We start from the raw sequence: 17,158 nt of genomic DNA on the forward strand, positions 1-17,158 counted from the left end.
CCATGCGTGGCCGGGCGGCTTGGGAGAAGAGAGCGGGATCCGGGCCGGAGGAGTAGGGACGAGAATCCCCCCAATACATCAAACTCCTCATAATCCCGCTATTTCATGCTTTATTTGCCGACCTCAGACAGAACGGATGCCCCGCCGCTTCACCCGGCCATGGCCCCCACAGCCGCGGCACTTCGGCGCCGGCGTCGCCGGCCGTACGGCGGTGCCGGTGCGCGCCTCGCCGCTTCCTGCGCATCCGGGGCAGACGGTGAACGCCCGGAAGCGGGGATCGCGGTACGCGCGCGCGAACGGCGCCGGGCGGGCGGTCTCCCACCCGACGACGAACGCGAAGGAGTCGACCTCGCCGAACACCTCCGCGCCCAGGGCATAGGCCCACATCAGCACCCGCCGGCAGGCGAGCGCCCAAGGACCGCTTCTCCAGTGGTAATTCTCAACAAGCATGAATCCCCGTCATCTACCTTTTGGCTAGAAATTTCCGATTCATCGGGAAGCCGGCCCGATGACCACCGCACCGGCCCGGCTTTCGTGGATCGGCGGCAGCGGGACCGGGGCGGACCCCCCGGCCCCCTCGCTCCCGGACCTCCTTTCGATCTTGCAGAATCCCGGCAGGAGACCTACTCTCCTTTTACGCCGATTCGTTGCCAAAGACGACATGCCTCTGGCAATTGCCACAGGAATGTACCTGTGGCGGTCACCTATCGTGCCTGCCATACCGGGCTATCGTTGGCAGTCAGGATCGCTTCGCAGGCGGGGGCAGGCCGCCCGCGGACGACCGATTCCGCCAGGTCCCCGCGGCATCGTGATGAGGTGAGCGCCGATGGCCGCAGCCAATCCCACCCTCCGGCGCCGCCAGCTCGCCGCCCGCCTGCGCGAGCTCCGCAAGGAGTCGGGCCTCAGCATCGACGAGGTGGCCCAGAAGCTGCTCTGCTCTCCCGCCAAGATCAGCCGCATCGAGACCGCCCAGCGCGCGGCGAGCCTGCGCGACGTACGCGACCTCGCCGCCATCTACGCCGCGGGCGACGCCACCGAGACCCAGACCCTGATGACGATGGCCCAGGAGGCCAAGCAACCGGGCTGGTGGCAGCAGTACGACGACCCCGACGTGCGCGGCTTCATCGGCCTGGAAGAGGCGGCCACCTCGATCACCGTCTACGAGACCTGCCTGGTGCCCGGCCTGTTCCAGACGGAGGACTACGCGCGGGCCGTGATCAAGGGCGTGCTCCCCCGCATCCGGCCCGACGTCCTTCAGGAGCGGGTCGAGACCCGGCTCAAACGGCAGGAGCTGCTGTTCCGCGAGTCGCCGCCGCGTTACTGGACGGTGCTGGACGAATCGGTCCTGCACCGGCACATCGGCGGCCCCGGCGTGATGCGGGCCCAGCTCGCGCGCGTCGTGGAGCTGGCGGAGCTGCCGCACGTGGTGGTCCAGGTCGTGCCGTTCAGCGTGGGCGCGCACATGGGGCTGGACAACGCGTTCACCTTCCTCCAGCTTTCCGATCCGGCGGTGCCCGACACCGTCTTCGTCGAAGGTCTCATGGGGCTGATCTATCTCGAAAAGCCCACCGAGATCGAGATCTATCGGGAGGCCCTGGAAAGCCTCCGCGCGGCGGGGCTCGATCCGGCGAGGTCGACGGCCCGGATCGCGGAGATCAGCAGATCGTACGCGGAGTGATGGCGACCGGCCGGCGCGCCCGGCACGTAACTCGGCCAATGGCAAGGAGAGTCGATGGAAAATCCGGGTGATGACCGGCATTCCGGTCTGCGGTGGAGGATCTCCTCCCGGTGCAACGGCGGCAACTGCGTGCAGGTCGCGGTGCTGCCGGGCGGCGGCGTCGCGGTCCGGGACGGCAAGCACGAGGCGGGGCCGGTGCTGGAGTTCACCCGGGCCGAGTGGCACTCATGGATCGACCGGGTGAAGGGCGGCGAATCACCTATCGGTACTGGATGATCGTGCGGAGCCGGTCGGTGTCGGCGGGGGTCCAGCCCTCCGGGGCGGCGACCGCGGCCCAGCCGTTCACCAGGTTGGGGCCGTAGCGGTGGCCGTGCCCGTCGGGCACTCCCAGGGCGATGGTGAGATCCACCACGACCTGCCAGAACGTCACGACCGGATACCACCGCATGGCCGGGGCGACGTCGGGACCGCTCGGCTCGGCCAGCCAGGCCGGCTTGCGCCAGATCAGTGACGGGTTCCACCACACCACCGGATCGGACGCGTTCTGCAGGTAGACCAGGCCGGGCCGGCCGGCGTCGGCCAGGTCGTGCGGGGTCTGCCCGAACGCCACCTGCTTGCCCCCCTGGTAGAGCGGTCGCCACTCGGGGCTGCCAGGGTCGCGCCGGGCCACGACCGAGCGCCAGATCGGATTGGCGTTCGGCGGCCCGGCGAGCAGCACCCCGTCGGTGGCGGTGAGCAGGTCGTCGAGGTCGCCGCCGAACCCCTGCTCGACGAAATACGACCCCAGGCTCTCGCCGAACGCCACCAGCCGGGGCCTGCCGCCGGCGGGCAGCGTGGCCAGCCTGGCCTCCACCGCCGAGACCAGCGCCCGCCCCGCCTCGGCGGCCTTGGCCTGGTCCACCACGAACGACAGCCAGCTCGGCAGGTAGGAGTACTGCATGGCGACCATGGCGGTGTCGCCCGCGTACATGTACTCCAGCGAGTCGGCCCCGTCGGAGTCGACCCACCCGCTGCCGGTGGTGCCCATCACGGCCAGCACCGCGCGGTCGAAGGCGCCGGTCCGCTCCAGCTCGCGTACGGCCAGGCGGGCCTGCTCGGCCATGGTGGGCGCGGAGTCCAGCCCGACGTAGACCCGGATCGGCTCCTTGGCGGGCCGCCCGGCGAAGGTGCTGAGCTGCTGCTTGGTGGGTGTGGTGCCGATGAGGTCGCGGCCGGTGCGGCCGAGCGATCCCCACGACACCAGCGAGCCGGGACCGCCGGACAGCCTGCTGGAGGCGGGCGCGTGGATGCCCGGGCTGGTGGAGCCGTTGGCCAGCGAGGAGGTGTTGTTCATCACCTCGACGAACCCGGCGAACAGCACGTCGTTGGCGAACACCGAGACCAGGAACCCGGCGACGGCCAGGCCCGCGACCTTGGCGACCAGCGCGGGCACGAAGCGGCCGAGCAGCGCGATCAGCTTGCGGGTGCCCAGCCGTACCGCGCGGGCCAGGGCGAGCAGCGCCGTGAAGGTGGCCAGGGCGACCAGCGCGATCAGCGGGATGAACCACACGATGTTCGGGTCCATGCCGACGCTGAGCCGGATCTCGCGCTGCCAGTCGGCGCTGAACCACAGCACCGACAGGGCCACCACCGCGCCGCCGGCCACCAGCAGCCACCAGGCGACGCGCCGGGCGCGCGGGCTCGGGATGAGCCCGAAGACCCGGCGCAGCACCGCGGAGATCGCGCTGCCGAGGCCGTAGCCGAGGACCGCCGCGAGCCCGGCGACCACGCCCTGCAACGTCCAGGGGCGGGGCAGCAGCGACGGCGACAGCGAGGCGCACAGGAAGGCGACGGCCACGAGCGTGCCGCCCATGCCCAGTTCGCGCCGGATCACCCGAGAGGCCCGGCGGGCACCTTCCGGCTCGCCCTCCCGGTCCTCTGAGCGACGCCCCACCTGTTCTGCCAACAATGATCTCCCGCTGGAAAGACCGACTTCCTCACCAGCCGGAAACACTAACTCCTGTCACGCCGCCGTGTTGAGGTGACCTCGTGGTAAAGCTCCAGATACCGCTCGGCCATCGCGCCCGGCGTGAACCGCTCGCGCGCCACCGACCTGCACTCCTCCGGGTCGATCTCGCCGATCCTGCCGAGAAGTTCGGCGAGTTCCTCCTCGGTGTCGGCGAGCAGCCCGGTACGCCCGTGCTCGACGATCTCGGGCAGTACGCCCCTGCGCAGCCCGGCCACCGGGACGCCGAGGGCCAGCGCCTCCACGACCGCCGTGCCGCCCGGTTCGTCCCACTGGAGCGGGAACAGCGCGGCGCGCGCCGACGCGTACAGCCGGTCGCGCTCCTCGCCGGTCACCGAGCCGACCCAGCGGACCATGTCGCCGTCCACGTAACGGGCCACGCTGCCCGCGTAGTAGCGCACGTCGGGGTTGGCGTGGTGGGGGTCGTCCGGGTCGTCCAGCACGGCGGCCAGTTCGTCGGGATCGTCCAGCGGCCCCACCGGACCGGCGAGCACCAGCGGGATGCCGAGCTTCTGGCACAGCCGGGCGGCGACGTGCTGGCCCTTCAGATGGCAGATCCGGCCCATGACCACCAGATGGTCCTCCTTGCCCGCCACCGGGGCGCACCCGGCGAGCGGGGTGGCGAGGTGGACGAAGCCGAGGGCGGAGTCGCGCAGCGCGGCGGGGGCCCGGTCCAACTGCGAGCGGGACACCCCGTTGGTGCGGATCCGGTCGCCGGGGAAGGCCCCGTAGAAGTGCGGGTGTTTGGCGAGGTCCCAGTGCAGGGTGTGCAGCACGGGCGGCCCCTCGTCGCCGAGCGCGGACAGTACGGCGGGGCCGACGACCTCCACGTGGTCGTGGACGAGGTCGATGTCGTGGCGGCGGCGCAGTTCGGCCACCACCTTGGCCAGGTGGGCGTGCGGCACGCCCATGACCTGGTTGTAGGGCCGTTGCAACAGAGGGAACCGCCCCGCCGGGTAGACCTCCACCCGTTCGTCCACCTCAAGGGTGCTGTCGCCGACCGCGGCGAGCACCACGCGCACGCCCCGGCTGCGGAGTTCGGGGACCAGGGTGGCGACCACGTTCTCGATCCCGCCGTACCCGGCGGGCGGCACGGCCAGCCACGGCCCGCTGTTCATCAACACGGTGAGGTTCATCCTTGCCGCCCCGCTTTCTGCCTGGCCACCGAGGCGAGCGGTGGCCGTTCCGCGACACTGACGTCGCTGACCCGTGGTCGTCCCCGCTCGTACTGGAGCAGGTAGGGGTTCAGAGGTTCGGATGAGACGATCCGCCCCTGCCGGTCCAGGCGGGACCACGCGGTCAGCAGGATCTGCCCGGCCATCCGGCCGAGCGCGGCCGTGGACTGGTGGGCGTGTACGCGGTCGCCGAGGTCGACCTGTGCCATGCCGTCCAGCCCGATGATCCCGAGCAGGTCGATGAGCAGGCCCAGTTCGACTCCGTAGCCGCTGACGAAGGGGACCCGTTCCAGCACGTCCCGCCGGCCGGCGTACTCGCCGCCGAGCGGCTGGACGAAGCCGGACAGCTCCGGCCAGTAAAGGTTGAGCAAGGGCCGGGCCACCAGTTCGGTGACCCGGCCGCCCTCGCCGGGGTGCGTGACGCCGTCCTCGGTGATGTGCGGGCGCTCGTAGAGCGCCTTGACGAACCCGATCTCCTCGGTGGTGAGCAGCGGGCCGAGCAGGCCGCTGACGAAGTGCGGGCCGAAGTTGCGCAGGTCCGCGTCGACGAACACGACGAAGTCACCACCTGCGGCGGCGAGTCCCTTCCACAGTGCGTCGCCCTTGCCGGGCAGCGCGGGAAGGTGCGGGAGCACGGCGTCCTGGTGGACGACCCTGGCGCCCGCCTCCGCCGCGACCCTGGCGGTGGCGTCGGCCGAGCGCGAGTCGACGACCAGGATCTCATCGACCAGCGCGGGCAGGCCGGTGCGGATCGCCGAGACGATCCCGCCGACCGTCGCCGCCTCGTCCTTGGCGGGCAGGATGACGCTCACCCCGCGCGTTCCCTTGGCCGCCACGAGCCGGTCGAGGGGCCAGTCGGTCGCCCTGCTGGTGCGCCGCCGAGCCCAGCGCCGCACCTTGGCGTACGCGTCCATCGCGCCGCCCCGCAGGTCTACCCGCGGGTACACCGGTACCTCATGGTCCATCGCCTTCCCCGATCGGTGGAACGTTGGGTGCGACACTGACTGCCCTGATCTGAGGTGAATGAACATCACATCGCCGGTTTGAGCGGATGTGCTGGTGGCAGTCCATCGTCGTGAATCGCATACGGATCGGCATCGTGGGCGCGGGAAACGTGGCCGCGCGCCACGCCGCGGTGCTGTCGTCGTTCCCGGACGTGGAAATCGCCGGAATCGCCGACACAGTGCTTGATAAAGCACGAGTACTCGCTGGCGAATATGGGGTGCCCGCATATTCCGGGCATGAGGCGTTGCTCGCGGCGGATTCGCTGGACGCGGTGTACGTCTGCGTCCCGCCGTTCGCCCATGGCACTCCCGAACTGGACGCGCTCTCCCTCGGCCTGCCGCTGTTCGTGGAGAAGCCGCTTGCGCTGGACGCCGCCACCGCCGAGAAGATAGCCGCCGAGGCGGCCCGGCGGGGCGTGCCGACCGCGGTCGGCCACCACTGGCGCTACCTGGACGTCCTGGACCGGGCCCGCGCCCTGCTGGACGGCCGTCCGGTACGGCTGGCCCTCGCCCACTGGCTGGACAAGATCCCCCCGGTGGGCTGGTGGCCGCACCGCGCGATGTCCGGCGGCCAGGTGCTCGAACAGGCGATCCATGTCCTTGACCTGGCGCGGACGCTGGTCGGCGAGGTCGGCGAGGTGCACGCGGTGCCCTCGGCCGCCACAGATGGGCAGGAGGGCGACGTCGATCGGGCCACGGCGGCCGTGCTGCGCTTCCGCAACGGCGCGGCCGGGCTGCTGGCCACCAGTTGCCTGCTCGGCTGGAAGCACCGGGCGGGGCTGGAGGTGCAGGCCGACGGCATCGCGCTGGACCTCGGCGAGGACGAGCTGGTGACGCACACCTCGGAGGGCAGGCGGGTGGAGCGCGACCCGGGCCATGCCCGCACCCGGGTGGACCGGGCCTTCGTGGACGCGGTGCGCGGGACCGGCGACGACGTGCGCGCGCCGTACCAGGAGGCGCTGCGCACCCACCGGCTGGCCTGCGCGCTCACCTCCTCGGCCGGGCTCGGCCGGCCGGTCGCATTGGAGGACGGCGATGGGTGAGGGACGGGTGCTCCGCATCCCGGCGGCGGGCCGCGCGGAGATCGTGACCGAGGCCGTGCCGGACGTGGCCGACGGCCGGTTCCGGGTGGAGACCCTCTACAGCGGGATCTCCGCGGGCACCGAACTGACCTACCTCAAGGGCACCAACCCCTACCTGCGCACCTCCTGGGACGGCGGGCTGGGCCTGTTCACCGACGGTGAGCCGGCCATCGAGTACCCGGTCACCGGGATCGGCTACATGCAGGTGGGCCGGGTCACCGAGAGCCGCACCGCCGCCGTGTCGGAGGGCGCGGTGGTCGCCATGACGTACGGCCACCGCACGGTGCACGTGGCCGATCCGATGAGCGAGCGGTTCGTCGAGCTACCCGGCGAGATCGACCCGATGCTCGGCATCTGGGTCGCCCACATGGGCCCGATCTGCGCCAACGGGCTGCTGCACGCGGCCCACGACGTCTACGGCCCGGCCGCGGGGCAGCTCGGCGACGGGGTGCGCGGGCGGCGGGTGGCCGTCACCGGCGCGGGCGTGGTCGGGCTGCTGGTCACGGCGTTCGCGCTGGAGCACGGCGCGGCCGAGGTGATCGTCGTCGACGGCACGCCGTCGCGGCGGCGGGCCGCCGAGGCGCTCGGCGCGCGGGCGCTGGACCCCGAGGCGGCGGACGCGCCGCTGACGGTCAAGCAGCGCTGGCGGCACGGCCCCGGCGACCGCGGGGCCGACGTGGTCTTCCAGTGCCGTGGCCGGCCGGGCGCGCTGGCCCTGGCGCTGCGCCTGCTGCGCCCCCAGGGGACCGTCATCGACCTGGCCTTCTACACCGACGGCGCGGAGCAGGTACGGCTCGGCGAGGAGTTTCATCACAACGGGCTGGGCATCCGCTGCGCGCAGATCGGCCGGGTGCCGCGCGGCATGGCGCACCTGTGGGACCGCGAACGGCTGTCCGCCGAGACCATCGGCCTGCTCCGCGCGCGCGGATCGGCGCTACGCGAGCACCTGATCACCGAGGTCGCCGCCTTCGACGACGCCCCCGCGCTGCTGGTCGAGCTGGCCGAGCGGCGCAGGCACGCGGTCCAGGCGGTACTGAGCGCGTAGCGCGGGGTCGGCGAGCACGTCGAGGGCCAGCGCGGCGGACCAGCCGAAGTCGCCGCAGCCGTGCCCCTCGCCGGTGAACGGGTTGAAGTATTCGCGAAACCCGGCCTCGCGCACCGCCCGCAGCATCTGCGCGCCCAGCCTGTGGGCGAGCCCGGGGTCGGCGGCGCGCAGCCCTTCGAGCACCAGCCAGCTCGTGTTCAGCCAGCTCGGGCCGCGCCAGTAGCGGGCGGGCTCGAAGGCGGCCCCGCCCGGCGGGTAGCTCGGCAGCAGCGTGCCGTCCTTCAGGCCGAACCGGGCCACGGCGGTGGCCACCAGCCGGTCGGCGACGTCGGCGGGCAGGCCGGGCAGGATCAGCGGGACCAGCCCGGCCACGCTGTCCTCGGGCAGCATTTCGCCGGTGCGCGCGTCTCGGGCGCGGAAGATGCCGCCCGAAGGGTCCCACAGCCGCTCCAGCATGGCCTGGGTGATCTCTTCGGCCCTGCGCAGGTGCGGGGCGGGGTCGGCGTCCACCACGGCCGCGATCCGCGCGAGCGCTGACTCCGCCGCGCCGTACAGGGCGTTGAACAGCGGGTCTTCCACCACGAAGCCGGTGCGGCCGGTGTAGCCGGCGTCACGGTAGGCGGCGGCGATGGCGGTGTAGCGGGCGTAGTCGCGGTCGGTGGGCCGCTCGCCCGCGGCGACGTGCGCGAGGTCGCGGCGGCGCTCCCGCATGGGCGGAGCGGGGACCTTCGCCAGCGGAGCGTCCCATACGGGGCTGTTGTCCATCCCGGACTCCCACGGGTGCACGATCGACACCAGCTCCGACCCCGACATCCGCCGGGACGTGCGCAGAAACCGGTGCTGGGCCTCCAGCCTGGGGTAGATCCGGTAGAGGAAGGCGCGGTCCGGGTCGGCCAGGTGCACCCGCCAGGCGGCCAGCGCGTGCACGGGGGGCTGCACGATGCCCGAGGTGCGCGCTCCGGAAGGCGCGGTGGCCTGCCAGAAGGCCGGGCCGGGGAAGTAGGCGTCTTCGGGCACCGCCGGGTTGAACACGATGTGCGGCACCCGGCCGTCGCGCCACTGCCCGCCGAACAGGGTCATCAGCTCGGTGCGGGCCCGGCGCGGCGACCAGCGGGCGGCGCCGATCGCGATGAACGCCGAGTCCCAGCTCCACTGGTGGGGGTAGAGCCTGCGGGAGGGCACGGTGTAGGCGCCGGTCCAGTTGGCCAGCAGGACGCGGATCGCGCCGCGGCGTATTCCGGCCTCTTCGGCCGAGGGCTCGGCGATGGTCGTGGGGCGGGCAGGTGCTTGCACCGGGGGAATCATGGCTTCCTAGGGGTCACCGGGGGAGGACGGGGATCACAGGAACTTTCTGAGGAACGCGGCCGTCTGCGGGAGCGCCGTCTCCGGCTCGCCGCGCAGCCGGCACTCCAGGGCGAGGTCGCCGTGGTAGCCGACCGCGTCGAGCGTGGCCAGGTGGGCCGCCCAGTCCAGGTGGCCGGTGCCCGGCTGGTGCCGGTTGGACTCGCTGACCTGCATGTGCGCGAGGTAGGGAGCGGCTTCGGCGAGCGCCGAGCAGGGGTCGTCCTCCTCGATGTTCATGTGGTAGGTGTCGCCGACCGCCCGGACCGAGCCGAGCCCGGTCGCCCGGCACAGCTCGACGGCCTGGGCGAGGGTGTTGACCATGTGGTTCTCGTAGCGGTTGAGCGGTTCCAGCATGATCAGCACGTTCAGCGCGCCCGCGTGCTCGCCCAGCTCGGTCAGCGCGTCGAGCAGCACCGCCCGGTCTTCAGCGGGTGGGCGCGGCGGCTCGAACGGCGGCAGCCGCAGCGAGAACCGCCCCCACGAGGCGGGCGTCATCACTCCGAGGCCGCCCAGCTCGGCGATCACCGAGAGCTGCGACCGCAACTGGTCGATCGCGTCGCGGCGCAGCTCGGCCGAGAAGTCGCCGATGAAGTGGGGCATGTCCACACAGACCGTCGGCATCACCACGCCGTCGGCCTTGGCCCGCGTCAGCTCGGGCAGCCGGGACTCGAAATGCCGCCCGCCCTTGCCGCGCAGCTCAATGCCGTCGAACCCGGCAGCGGTCGCGAAGTCGAACTTCTCCTGCAAGGAGCGGCCGGGAAGGAGCTGCTCCTGGCAGGTGATCCGCATGGTTTTCGCTGTCATAGCTGTCATAGCTGTCATCGCTGGACGGACTCCTCGGGCGCCGTACTCTGCTCGGACGCGGAATCGAACTTGAAGACCACCTGGAGCACCTCGTGCGGACGCCGGTCGATCATCGCGTAGACCTCGGCGGCCTCGGCGACATCGACCACATGGGTGACCAGCGCGGCGGTGTCGACCCGGCCGGCGACGGCCAGGTCCATGAACGTGCGCTGCAACCGCGGGACGTCCCACCGGTGGACCAGCCAGGAGGCCACGCTGGAGATCTGGGAGGCCACGAGCTGCACCTGGTTGTGGTGGAACTCCTCGCCGAGCCGCAGGTCGAGCGCGCCGTCCTGGTAGAAGCCGGCCGCGACCACCCGGCCGCCGCGGCGGACCGTCCTGATCGCCTCGTGCAGCCCGGCGTGGTTGCCGCTCAGCTCGATCGCGGTGTCGGCGCCCACGCCGCCGGTCAGCTTGCGGACGAACTCGGCGGCCGACCCGGAGGTCACGTCGAACGCCTCGGCCGCGCCGTACGCCTTGGCCAGCGCGAGGCGCTGCGGGATCGCGTCGGCGGCGACCACCCTCGCCCCGTTGAGCACCGCCAGGCGGGTGGCCAGCAGGCCGATCACGCCCTGCCCGAAGACCGCCAGCTCGTCACCGAGGTGGATCCCCGCGGCGTGCACGGCGTTGAGCGCGATCGCGCCCACCCGGGCGAAGACGCCGGTCAGCGGGTCGGCGCCGGGCGGCAGGACGTGCCCCGCCAGCTTGGCCGCGGGCACCACCGCCTCGCCGCGATGGCCCCAGATGCCCCACACGATCGAGCCGAGCGGGGGGTCGGTGACGTCGGGGGCGGCCTCGACCACCTCGCCGACCTCCTGGTAGCCCCAGCCGGTCAGCGGGTAGAGGTGGGTGCGCCCTTCGACGAACAGGCCGTTGGCCGCGTCCCAGCGCCGGGTGAGGTAGGGGTTGGTGCCACGGTAGGCGGTCAGCTCGGTGCCCGCGGAGATGCCCGAGTAGAGGGTGCGGACGCGGACACTGCCGGGAGACAACTCCGCGGGACGCTCGCCGATCACCTCGACGGAGCCCGGTCCCTTGATGCTGACGACGCGGTTCACAACAGTCTTCACAGGGGGATTCACAGTCGGTTTCGGGGGATTGTAACGTTGCACACCGAGACTTATGCTTTCTGATCAATCAAAAGCATCTGGGTTACTGCTTCCACCAACACTCTACCCGCTTTTGAATCACGCATAAGTGGAATGAGACGTACCACGCCCCCAAGCCCGCGCCCCCACGCGACTGGATTACCGCCGCCGCCAGGGGTAGTGGACGCGCACATCACCGATGGGGGCCTACCTGACGTGAGGGGGCGAGCACATGCCGGGAAGGGCGTTCGCCGCGGCCTGCTCCCTGACCCTCGCCGCACTCCTGGCCGGTTGCGGCGGCGGCGAAGGGCGCGACGACTCCACCATCACCGTCTGGACGGAGGAGAACCTCCCCGACCGCATGGCGGCGCAGCGGGCGATCGCGGCCGACTTCGCCGAGCGGACCGGGATCAAGGTCGATCTCGTGGGCGTCGCGGAGGACCAGTTCAGCCAGGTCATCACCGCCGCCGCGGCGGCCGGTGAGCTGCCCGACGTGATCGGCGCGCTGCCACTGGCGTCGGTGCGCGAGCTGGAGGCCGACGACCTGCTGGACCTGGAGACCCCCGGCGCGGTCGTGGAAGAGCTGGGCAGGGACACCTTCATCCCGCGCGCGCTGGAGCTCAACACCGCGGATGGGCGGCTGCTGGCTGTACCGAGCGACGCCTGGGCGCAGCTCCTCCTCTACCGCAAGGACCTGTTCGCCAAGGCGGGCCTGGAGCCGCCGCGGACGCTTGCCGGGCTGCTCACGGCGGCACGCGCGCTGAACCGCGACGACATGGCCGGGATCACGCTCGCCCTGTCGGCCCGCGACTCCTTCACCGCGCAGAGCTTCGAGCACCTCGCGCTGGCCAACGGCTGCCAGATGATCGACGGGCGCGGCGCGGTGGCGCTGGACTCCCCCGCGTGCGTACGGGCCTTCCAGCTCTACGGCGAGCTGGCCAGGAACTTCTCCGTGCCCGGCAAGCAGGACGTGGACACCACCCGGGCGACGTACTTCTCCGGCAGGGCCGCGATGACGATCTGGTCGTCGTTCGTGCTCGACGAGCTGGCCGGGCTGCGCCGGGACACGCTGCCGAGCTGCGCCGAGTGCCGCGCCGACCCGGAGTTCCTGGCCGAGAACACCGGCGTGGTGACCGCGCTGTCCGGCCCGGACTCCCCGCGCCCCGCGCAATACGGCGAGATCGTCTCCTGGGCGGTCACCAGGGAGGCCGACAAGGACGCCGCGCGCTCCTTCGTCACCTACATGATGAGCGACGGCTACGAGCGGTGGTTCGGCATGGCGCCCGAGGGCAAGGTCCCGGTACGCGAGGGTTACGCGGACGCCTGGAGCCGCGCGCCCGCCGGCGTCGACGGCAAGCGGCCACTGTCGGAGGTCTACCCGAAGTCCGTGCTGGACGCGCTGCGCACCAGCCCTGAGACCTTCTCCCGGTGGGGCATCCCGCAGGGCCAGGGCAAGCTGGTCGGCGCGGCCATGGGCGAACTGCCGGTGCCCAAGGCGCTCAACGGCGTCGTCACCGGCTCGCTCACCCCGCAGCAGGCCGCCGCGCAGGCCAGGCGGGACGTCGAGGCGATCAAGCGCGGCCTGCGGCAATGACCCCGGCGCGCACCTCCCCCCGCCGCTCGCGCACCCTGCGCGGGCAGGAGTCGCGCGCCGGGCTGGTCCTGATCTCCCCGACGCTGGTCATCACACTGGTCGTGGTGATCGTCCCGATGGCCTGGGCGATCATGCTGGCCTTCCAGGACGCCCGGCTCATCAACATCCGCTACACCGGCCTGCTCGGCAACCACACGCTCGGCAACTTCGCCTACGTGCTGTCCGAGCCGGGCTTTTGGGGCTCGCTGGCCACCACCCTCGTGTACACCGTGGCGGGCACGGCCCTTTCCATCGGCGGCGGGCTGGTCGCCGCGCTGGCGCTGCGCGGCGGCTTTCGCGGCCGCACGCTGGTGCGCGCGTCCATCCTGCTGCCGTACGTCGCGCCGGTGGTCGCCGCCACGTTCGTGTGGGAGGTCATGCTCGACCCCCGGTACGGCATCGCCAACGTGCTCGGCACCCGGCTGCTCGGCTGGGACGCCCCGGTCGCCTTCCTCACCCAGGCCGAAGGCACCTTCCTCGGCGTGGACGTGCCCCTGGCACTGCTCACCGTGATCGCCTTCGAGGCGTGGCGGTACTTCCCCTTCGCGTTCCTGTTCATCCTGGCCAGGCTCCAGGCGCTGCCCCGTGACCTGGACGAGGCCGCGCTGGTGGACGGGGCCACGCCCGTGCAGCGGTTCGCGCACGTCACGCTGCCCCAGCTCGGGCGGGTGATCGCGCTGCTGGCGGTGCTGCGGTTCGTGTTCACCTTCAACAAGTTCGATGACGTCTACCTGCTGACCGGCGGCGCGGCCGGGACCGAGGTGGTCAGCGTGCGGGTCTACAACCTGCTCACCGCGCGCGGCGACATCGGCGCGTCGGCGGCCCAGGCTCTCGTGCTGGCCGTCGTACTGGTCGTCTTCCTGACGATCTACCTGCGCTTCTTCGCGAAGGAGGGGCCATGAGCACCGCGCCCGCCCGCCGGTGGACCCGCGACCGGGTGGAGCGGGCCGTCTTGGGGGTGCTGCGGTGGGTGGTGATCGCGGTGCTCGTGGTGGCCACCGCGTTCCCGTTCTACTACATGGTCATGCTGTCCCTGCGCGACATCCAGGACCTGATCCTCCGCCCGGGCGCGCTGCTGCCGTCGGAGATCACCATCGGGACCTACCGTGAGGTGCTGGCCTCGGAGGAGTCGGGCGGGCAGGGTTTCCTGACGTTCATCAGGAACAGCGCGCTCATCGCGATCGCCGCCGTGGCGCTGACTTTGGCGATCGCCATTCCCGGCGCTTACGCGGTGGCCCGGCTGCGTTTCTTCGGCCGCCGTCAGGTGCACTTCCTGTTCCTGGCCGTCTACCTGTTCCCGGCGATCGTGCTGGCGATTCCGCTGTTCGTGCTGTTCACCATGATGGGGCTGCGGGGCTCGCTGGTGGGGCTGGTGCTGGTGTACATCTCCCAGACGATCCCGGTGACGGTCTATATGCTGCGCAACTATTTCGAGACGGTGCCGGCCGGCGTGGAGGAGGCGGCGGCGATCGACGGCTGCGGGCGGCTGGCCACGGTGTGGCGGGTCACGCTGCCGCTGTCCAAGCCGGCGCTGATGGCGACCGGGCTCTACGTCTTCATGATCGCCTGGAACGAGTTCCTGTTCGCGCTGCTGTTCCTGGTGGAGCGCAGGGAGAAGTGGACGGTTTCGCTAGGTCTGTCACAACTTGCCGGGAGTATCGAGATTCCCACTACGGTACTGATGGCGGGATCGGTGGTGCTGACGCTCCCGGTCGTGATTTTGTTCTTCGCCGGCGAACGCCTGCTCACCGAGGGGCTGACGGCCGGCGCGGAGAAGGGGTGAGAGAGCCTGTCACCTGGCCAGATCCTGCGGCTCATCCGGGAAGGGCGCTGCCGTACCCGCAAGGAGCTGATCGCGTACACCGGGCTGTCCCGATCGACGATCAGTGATCGGGTGGACCGGCTCATCGAGGCGGGCTACATCCGCGAGTGCGGGGTGGGCGTCTCGGAGGGCGGACGTCCGCCGTCGGTCCTCGAAGTCGACCCGGCCGCGCGGCTGGTGCTCGTCGCCGACCTCGGAGCCGGGCATGCCGGCGTCGCGCTGACCGACATGTCGGCCACGGCGGTGGCCGAGGAGTTCGCCGAGATCCACATCGACCGCGGCCCGCAGCACGTGCTGGACTGGGTCCGCGAGGCGTTCTTCCGGCTGCTGGACAAGACCGGCAGCCCGATGTCGGCGGTGTGCGGCGTCGGAATCGCGGTACCCGGCTCGGTGGACCACGAGTCCGGCCGGGTCGTGCGGTCCTTCCTCATGCCCGGCTGGGACGACTACCCCATCGCCGATGTCCTGCGCGGATCGTTCGACGTGCCGATCCTGGTGGAGAACGACGCGACCGCCATGGCGATGGGCGAATGGTGGGCCTCCTGGCGCGGGTCCCGGTCGCTGCTGCTGGTCAAGGTCTCGACCGGCGTCGGCGCGGGGATCGTGCTCGACGGCCGCATCTACCGGGGCGCGGAGGACGCGGCCGGCAGCATCGGCCACGTGCGGATCAGGGAGGAGGACGACCGCGTTTGCTCGTGCGGGTCGCGCGGTTGCGTCGCCTCCCTGGCCAGCGGGCGCGCGGTGGCGCGCGAGCTGACCCGGATGGGACGCGACGCGTCCTCCAGCCGCGACGTGGTACGCCTGGTCCAGGCGGGCGACCCGGACGCGATCGACGTCACCCAGGAGGCCGGCCGCACGCTCGGCATCGTGCTGGCCACGGCGGTCAGCCTGCTCAACCCCGGGGTGCTGGTGCTGGGCGGCGACATGGCCGAGACCAAGGAGCACTACCTGACCGGCATCCGGGAGACGGTCTACCGGCGCTCCCTCCCCTACACCACGCGCAACCTGGAGATCGCGACCAGCACGCTGGGACGGCGCGCCGGGATCGTGGGGAACGCGGTCCGGGTGATCGAGCACGTCCTTTCGGCCGAGGCGGTGGACGCCCGCCTGGCCTCATCGGCCCCCTGACCCTCCGGTCAGGCCACGACGGCGTATACCGCTTCGACCAGCGACCTGACCCGGAAGTCACCGCCTTCGAGGAGTTCGGAGCCCCGGTTGGGCACATAGCCGAAGGCGAGGCCGCGGTCGGGGTCGGCGAAGGCGAACGACCCGGTGGCCCCGCTCTGCCCGAAGAGCCCGGTGATCTTCTCGGGCGCGGGCCAGAACGGCCCGCCGGGCACGGCGAAGCCCACGCCCCACGCCGTGCGCGTCCGCAGGATCATGTCCATCCCGTCGGCCTGCGGCTCCCTGATCTGTTCGACCAGATCAGGGCCGAACAGCCGGATGCCGTCCACCTCGCCGATCATCGCGGCGAAGTAGCGGGCCAGCGAGTGCGCCGAGGCGACTCCGTCCATCGACGGGCTCTCCACCTGGAAGGTCCGCGGGTCGTTGCCCGACTCCCAGCCCATCGCGACGCTCCCGTACAGGGCGCGGTAGGTCAGGGTCTCCGGGTCGTTCAGCGCCGTGACGAAGTCGGCCATCTCCGGTATCCGCATGCCCAGGCGCAGCGACTCGGCGTCCGGCAGCACCATCGTGGCCAGCCGCGGCATGGCCGCGTCCGGAACCCGGACGTAGCAGTCCAGGCCGAGCGGCCCGGTGATCTCACCGGCCAGGTACTCGCTCAAGGTCCCGCCGGAGATCCTGCGGACGATCTCGCCGGCCAGATGGCCGATGCTGACCCCGTGGTAGCCGTGCGCGGTGCCGGGCGGCCACTCGGGGGTCGCGGCGGCGAGGGTGTCGGTGATCGGGGTCCAGGCGCGCAGGGTCTCCAGGCTGACCGGGCAGTCGTGCAGGCTGGGCAGCCCGGCCTGGTGGGAGAGCAGCGTGCGCACGGTGATCTCGCCCTTGCCGCGCTGGGCGAACTCCGGCCAGTAGCGGGCGACCGGGGCCGCGAGGTCCACCTCGCCGCGCTCGACCAGCGTCAGCAGCGCCCCCGCGGCGAAGGTCTTGCAGGTGGAGGCGATGGCGGCGATCGTGTCCCGCTGCCAGGGGCGGCGGGTCTCCGGGTCGGCGTACCCGCCCCACAGGTCCACCACTGGCTCACCGCGCCGGTAGAGCGTGACGCCCGCACCGACCTCTCCGCCTTCGGCGAAGTTGCGCTCGAACGCCTCCCGCACCGCCTCGAACCCGGCGGCCGTGGAGCCGTGGATCTCTGTCATCGTCGATCCTTCCCTCGGCAAATGACCCGACCTATCGGTCGGTAGGCAGCCGACGATAGCCTACCTACCGGAAGGTAGGCAATGCTAGGCTGGGATCACTCGTCACCACCGGACCGAAGGACCG

Annotated in this window: 16 protein-coding genes; 8 read left to right on the forward strand and 8 right to left on the reverse strand. The window is 71.6% G+C overall.

Features of this window, described 5'->3' with window-relative positions:
* Positions 1 to 123: 123 nt before the first annotated feature.
* Positions 124 to 450 (reverse strand): hypothetical protein, encoded by a 327-nt coding sequence (locus ACH34R_RS28320; protein WP_397564569.1) that lies wholly within the window; start codon positions 448 to 450, stop codon positions 124 to 126.
* 376 nt (positions 451 to 826) lie between these two features.
* Between ACH34R_RS28320 and ACH34R_RS28325 the strand changes: the two genes are divergently transcribed.
* Positions 827 to 1,678, forward strand: coding sequence for a helix-turn-helix domain-containing protein (locus ACH34R_RS28325; RefSeq protein WP_397564570.1), 852 nt, complete (start codon positions 827 to 829; stop codon positions 1,676 to 1,678).
* Between the two features lie 54 nt (positions 1,679 to 1,732).
* The gene (locus tag ACH34R_RS28330; RefSeq protein WP_397564571.1) at positions 1,733 to 1,954 is read left to right on the forward strand and encodes a DUF397 domain-containing protein; all 222 of its coding nucleotides are present in this window, start codon (positions 1,733 to 1,735) and stop codon (positions 1,952 to 1,954) included.
* Here the strand turns inward: ACH34R_RS28330 and ACH34R_RS28335 are convergent.
* From ACH34R_RS28335 to ACH34R_RS28345, 3 genes are read right to left on the reverse strand one after another with little or no spacing between them, the layout of a single operon-like run.
* On the reverse strand, positions 1,938 to 3,623 hold the full coding sequence (locus ACH34R_RS28335; RefSeq protein ID WP_397564572.1) for an alpha/beta hydrolase: 1,686 nt from the start codon (positions 3,621 to 3,623) through the stop codon (positions 1,938 to 1,940). The genes ACH34R_RS28330 and ACH34R_RS28335 overlap by 17 nt on opposite strands.
* 47 nt (positions 3,624 to 3,670) lie before the next feature.
* A complete protein-coding gene (locus tag ACH34R_RS28340) occupies positions 3,671 to 4,801 on the reverse strand; it encodes a glycosyltransferase (RefSeq protein ID WP_397564620.1) in 1,131 nt (376 codons plus the stop codon).
* Between the two features lie 14 nt (positions 4,802 to 4,815).
* Positions 4,816 to 5,772: a glucosyl-3-phosphoglycerate synthase gene (locus ACH34R_RS28345; RefSeq protein ID WP_111166438.1), complete on the reverse strand. Its 957-nt coding sequence runs from the start codon at positions 5,770 to 5,772 to the stop codon at positions 4,816 to 4,818.
* Positions 5,773 to 5,933: 161 nt separating this feature from the next.
* Between ACH34R_RS28345 and ACH34R_RS28350 the strand changes: the two genes are divergently transcribed.
* Together ACH34R_RS28350 and ACH34R_RS28355 are read left to right on the forward strand one after the other, a co-directional pair.
* Positions 5,934 to 6,905: a Gfo/Idh/MocA family protein gene (locus ACH34R_RS28350; RefSeq protein WP_397564573.1), complete on the forward strand. Its 972-nt coding sequence runs from the start codon at positions 5,934 to 5,936 to the stop codon at positions 6,903 to 6,905.
* Complete coding sequence (locus ACH34R_RS28355; RefSeq protein ID WP_397564574.1) at positions 6,898 to 7,989, forward strand: zinc-binding dehydrogenase; 1,092 nt, start codon at positions 6,898 to 6,900, stop codon at positions 7,987 to 7,989. The genes ACH34R_RS28350 and ACH34R_RS28355 overlap by 8 nt, the downstream gene beginning before the upstream one ends.
* On the opposite strand, the gene ACH34R_RS28360 is transcribed toward ACH34R_RS28355, so the two are convergent.
* From ACH34R_RS28360 to ACH34R_RS28370, 3 genes are read right to left on the reverse strand one after another with little or no spacing between them, the layout of a single operon-like run.
* Positions 7,879 to 9,282, reverse strand: a complete 1,404-nt coding sequence (locus tag ACH34R_RS28360; protein WP_397564575.1) for an amylo-alpha-1,6-glucosidase — start codon at positions 9,280 to 9,282, stop codon at positions 7,879 to 7,881. The two genes, ACH34R_RS28355 and ACH34R_RS28360, sit on opposite strands and share 111 nt — an antisense overlap.
* A gap of 45 nt (positions 9,283 to 9,327) precedes the next feature.
* A complete protein-coding gene (locus ACH34R_RS28365) occupies positions 9,328 to 10,137 on the reverse strand; it encodes a sugar phosphate isomerase/epimerase family protein (RefSeq protein WP_397564576.1) in 810 nt (269 codons plus the stop codon).
* 14 nt (positions 10,138 to 10,151) lie between these two features.
* Positions 10,152 to 11,243 carry a zinc-binding alcohol dehydrogenase gene (locus tag ACH34R_RS28370; RefSeq protein ID WP_397564577.1) on the reverse strand — a complete coding sequence of 364 codons (1,092 nt, stop codon included), beginning with the start codon at positions 11,241 to 11,243 and terminating at the stop codon, positions 10,152 to 10,154.
* Positions 11,244 to 11,493: 250 nt separating this feature from the next.
* On the opposite strand from ACH34R_RS28370, the gene ACH34R_RS28375 reads away from it, so the two are divergent.
* The 4 genes from ACH34R_RS28375 to ACH34R_RS28390 are packed head-to-tail and all read left to right on the forward strand — an operon-like array spanning position 11,494 to position 15,844.
* Positions 11,494 to 12,855: an ABC transporter substrate-binding protein gene (locus tag ACH34R_RS28375; RefSeq protein WP_397564578.1), complete on the forward strand. Its 1,362-nt coding sequence runs from the start codon at positions 11,494 to 11,496 to the stop codon at positions 12,853 to 12,855.
* Entirely contained in the window at positions 12,852 to 13,796 is a 945-nt protein-coding gene (locus ACH34R_RS28380) for a carbohydrate ABC transporter permease (protein WP_397564579.1), read from the forward strand. The genes ACH34R_RS28375 and ACH34R_RS28380 overlap by 4 nt, the downstream gene beginning before the upstream one ends.
* Entirely contained in the window at positions 13,793 to 14,677 is an 885-nt protein-coding gene (locus ACH34R_RS28385; RefSeq protein WP_397564580.1) for a carbohydrate ABC transporter permease, read from the forward strand. Before ACH34R_RS28380 ends, ACH34R_RS28385 begins: the two co-directional genes overlap by 4 nt.
* A 24-nt stretch (positions 14,678 to 14,701) precedes the next feature.
* Positions 14,702 to 15,844, forward strand: coding sequence for an ROK family transcriptional regulator (locus ACH34R_RS28390; protein ID WP_397564621.1), 1,143 nt, complete (start codon positions 14,702 to 14,704; stop codon positions 15,842 to 15,844).
* A gap of 8 nt (positions 15,845 to 15,852) precedes the next feature.
* On the opposite strand, the gene ACH34R_RS28395 is transcribed toward ACH34R_RS28390, so the two are convergent.
* Positions 15,853 to 17,034, reverse strand: coding sequence for a serine hydrolase domain-containing protein (locus ACH34R_RS28395; RefSeq protein WP_397564581.1), 1,182 nt, complete (start codon positions 17,032 to 17,034; stop codon positions 15,853 to 15,855).
* Positions 17,035 to 17,158: the final 124 nt, after the last annotated feature.

Origin of the sequence: Spongiactinospora sp. 9N601 (assembly GCF_044326295.1) — a bacterium.
GTDB lineage: Bacteria > Actinomycetota > Actinomycetes > Streptosporangiales > Streptosporangiaceae > Spongiactinospora > Spongiactinospora gelatinilytica.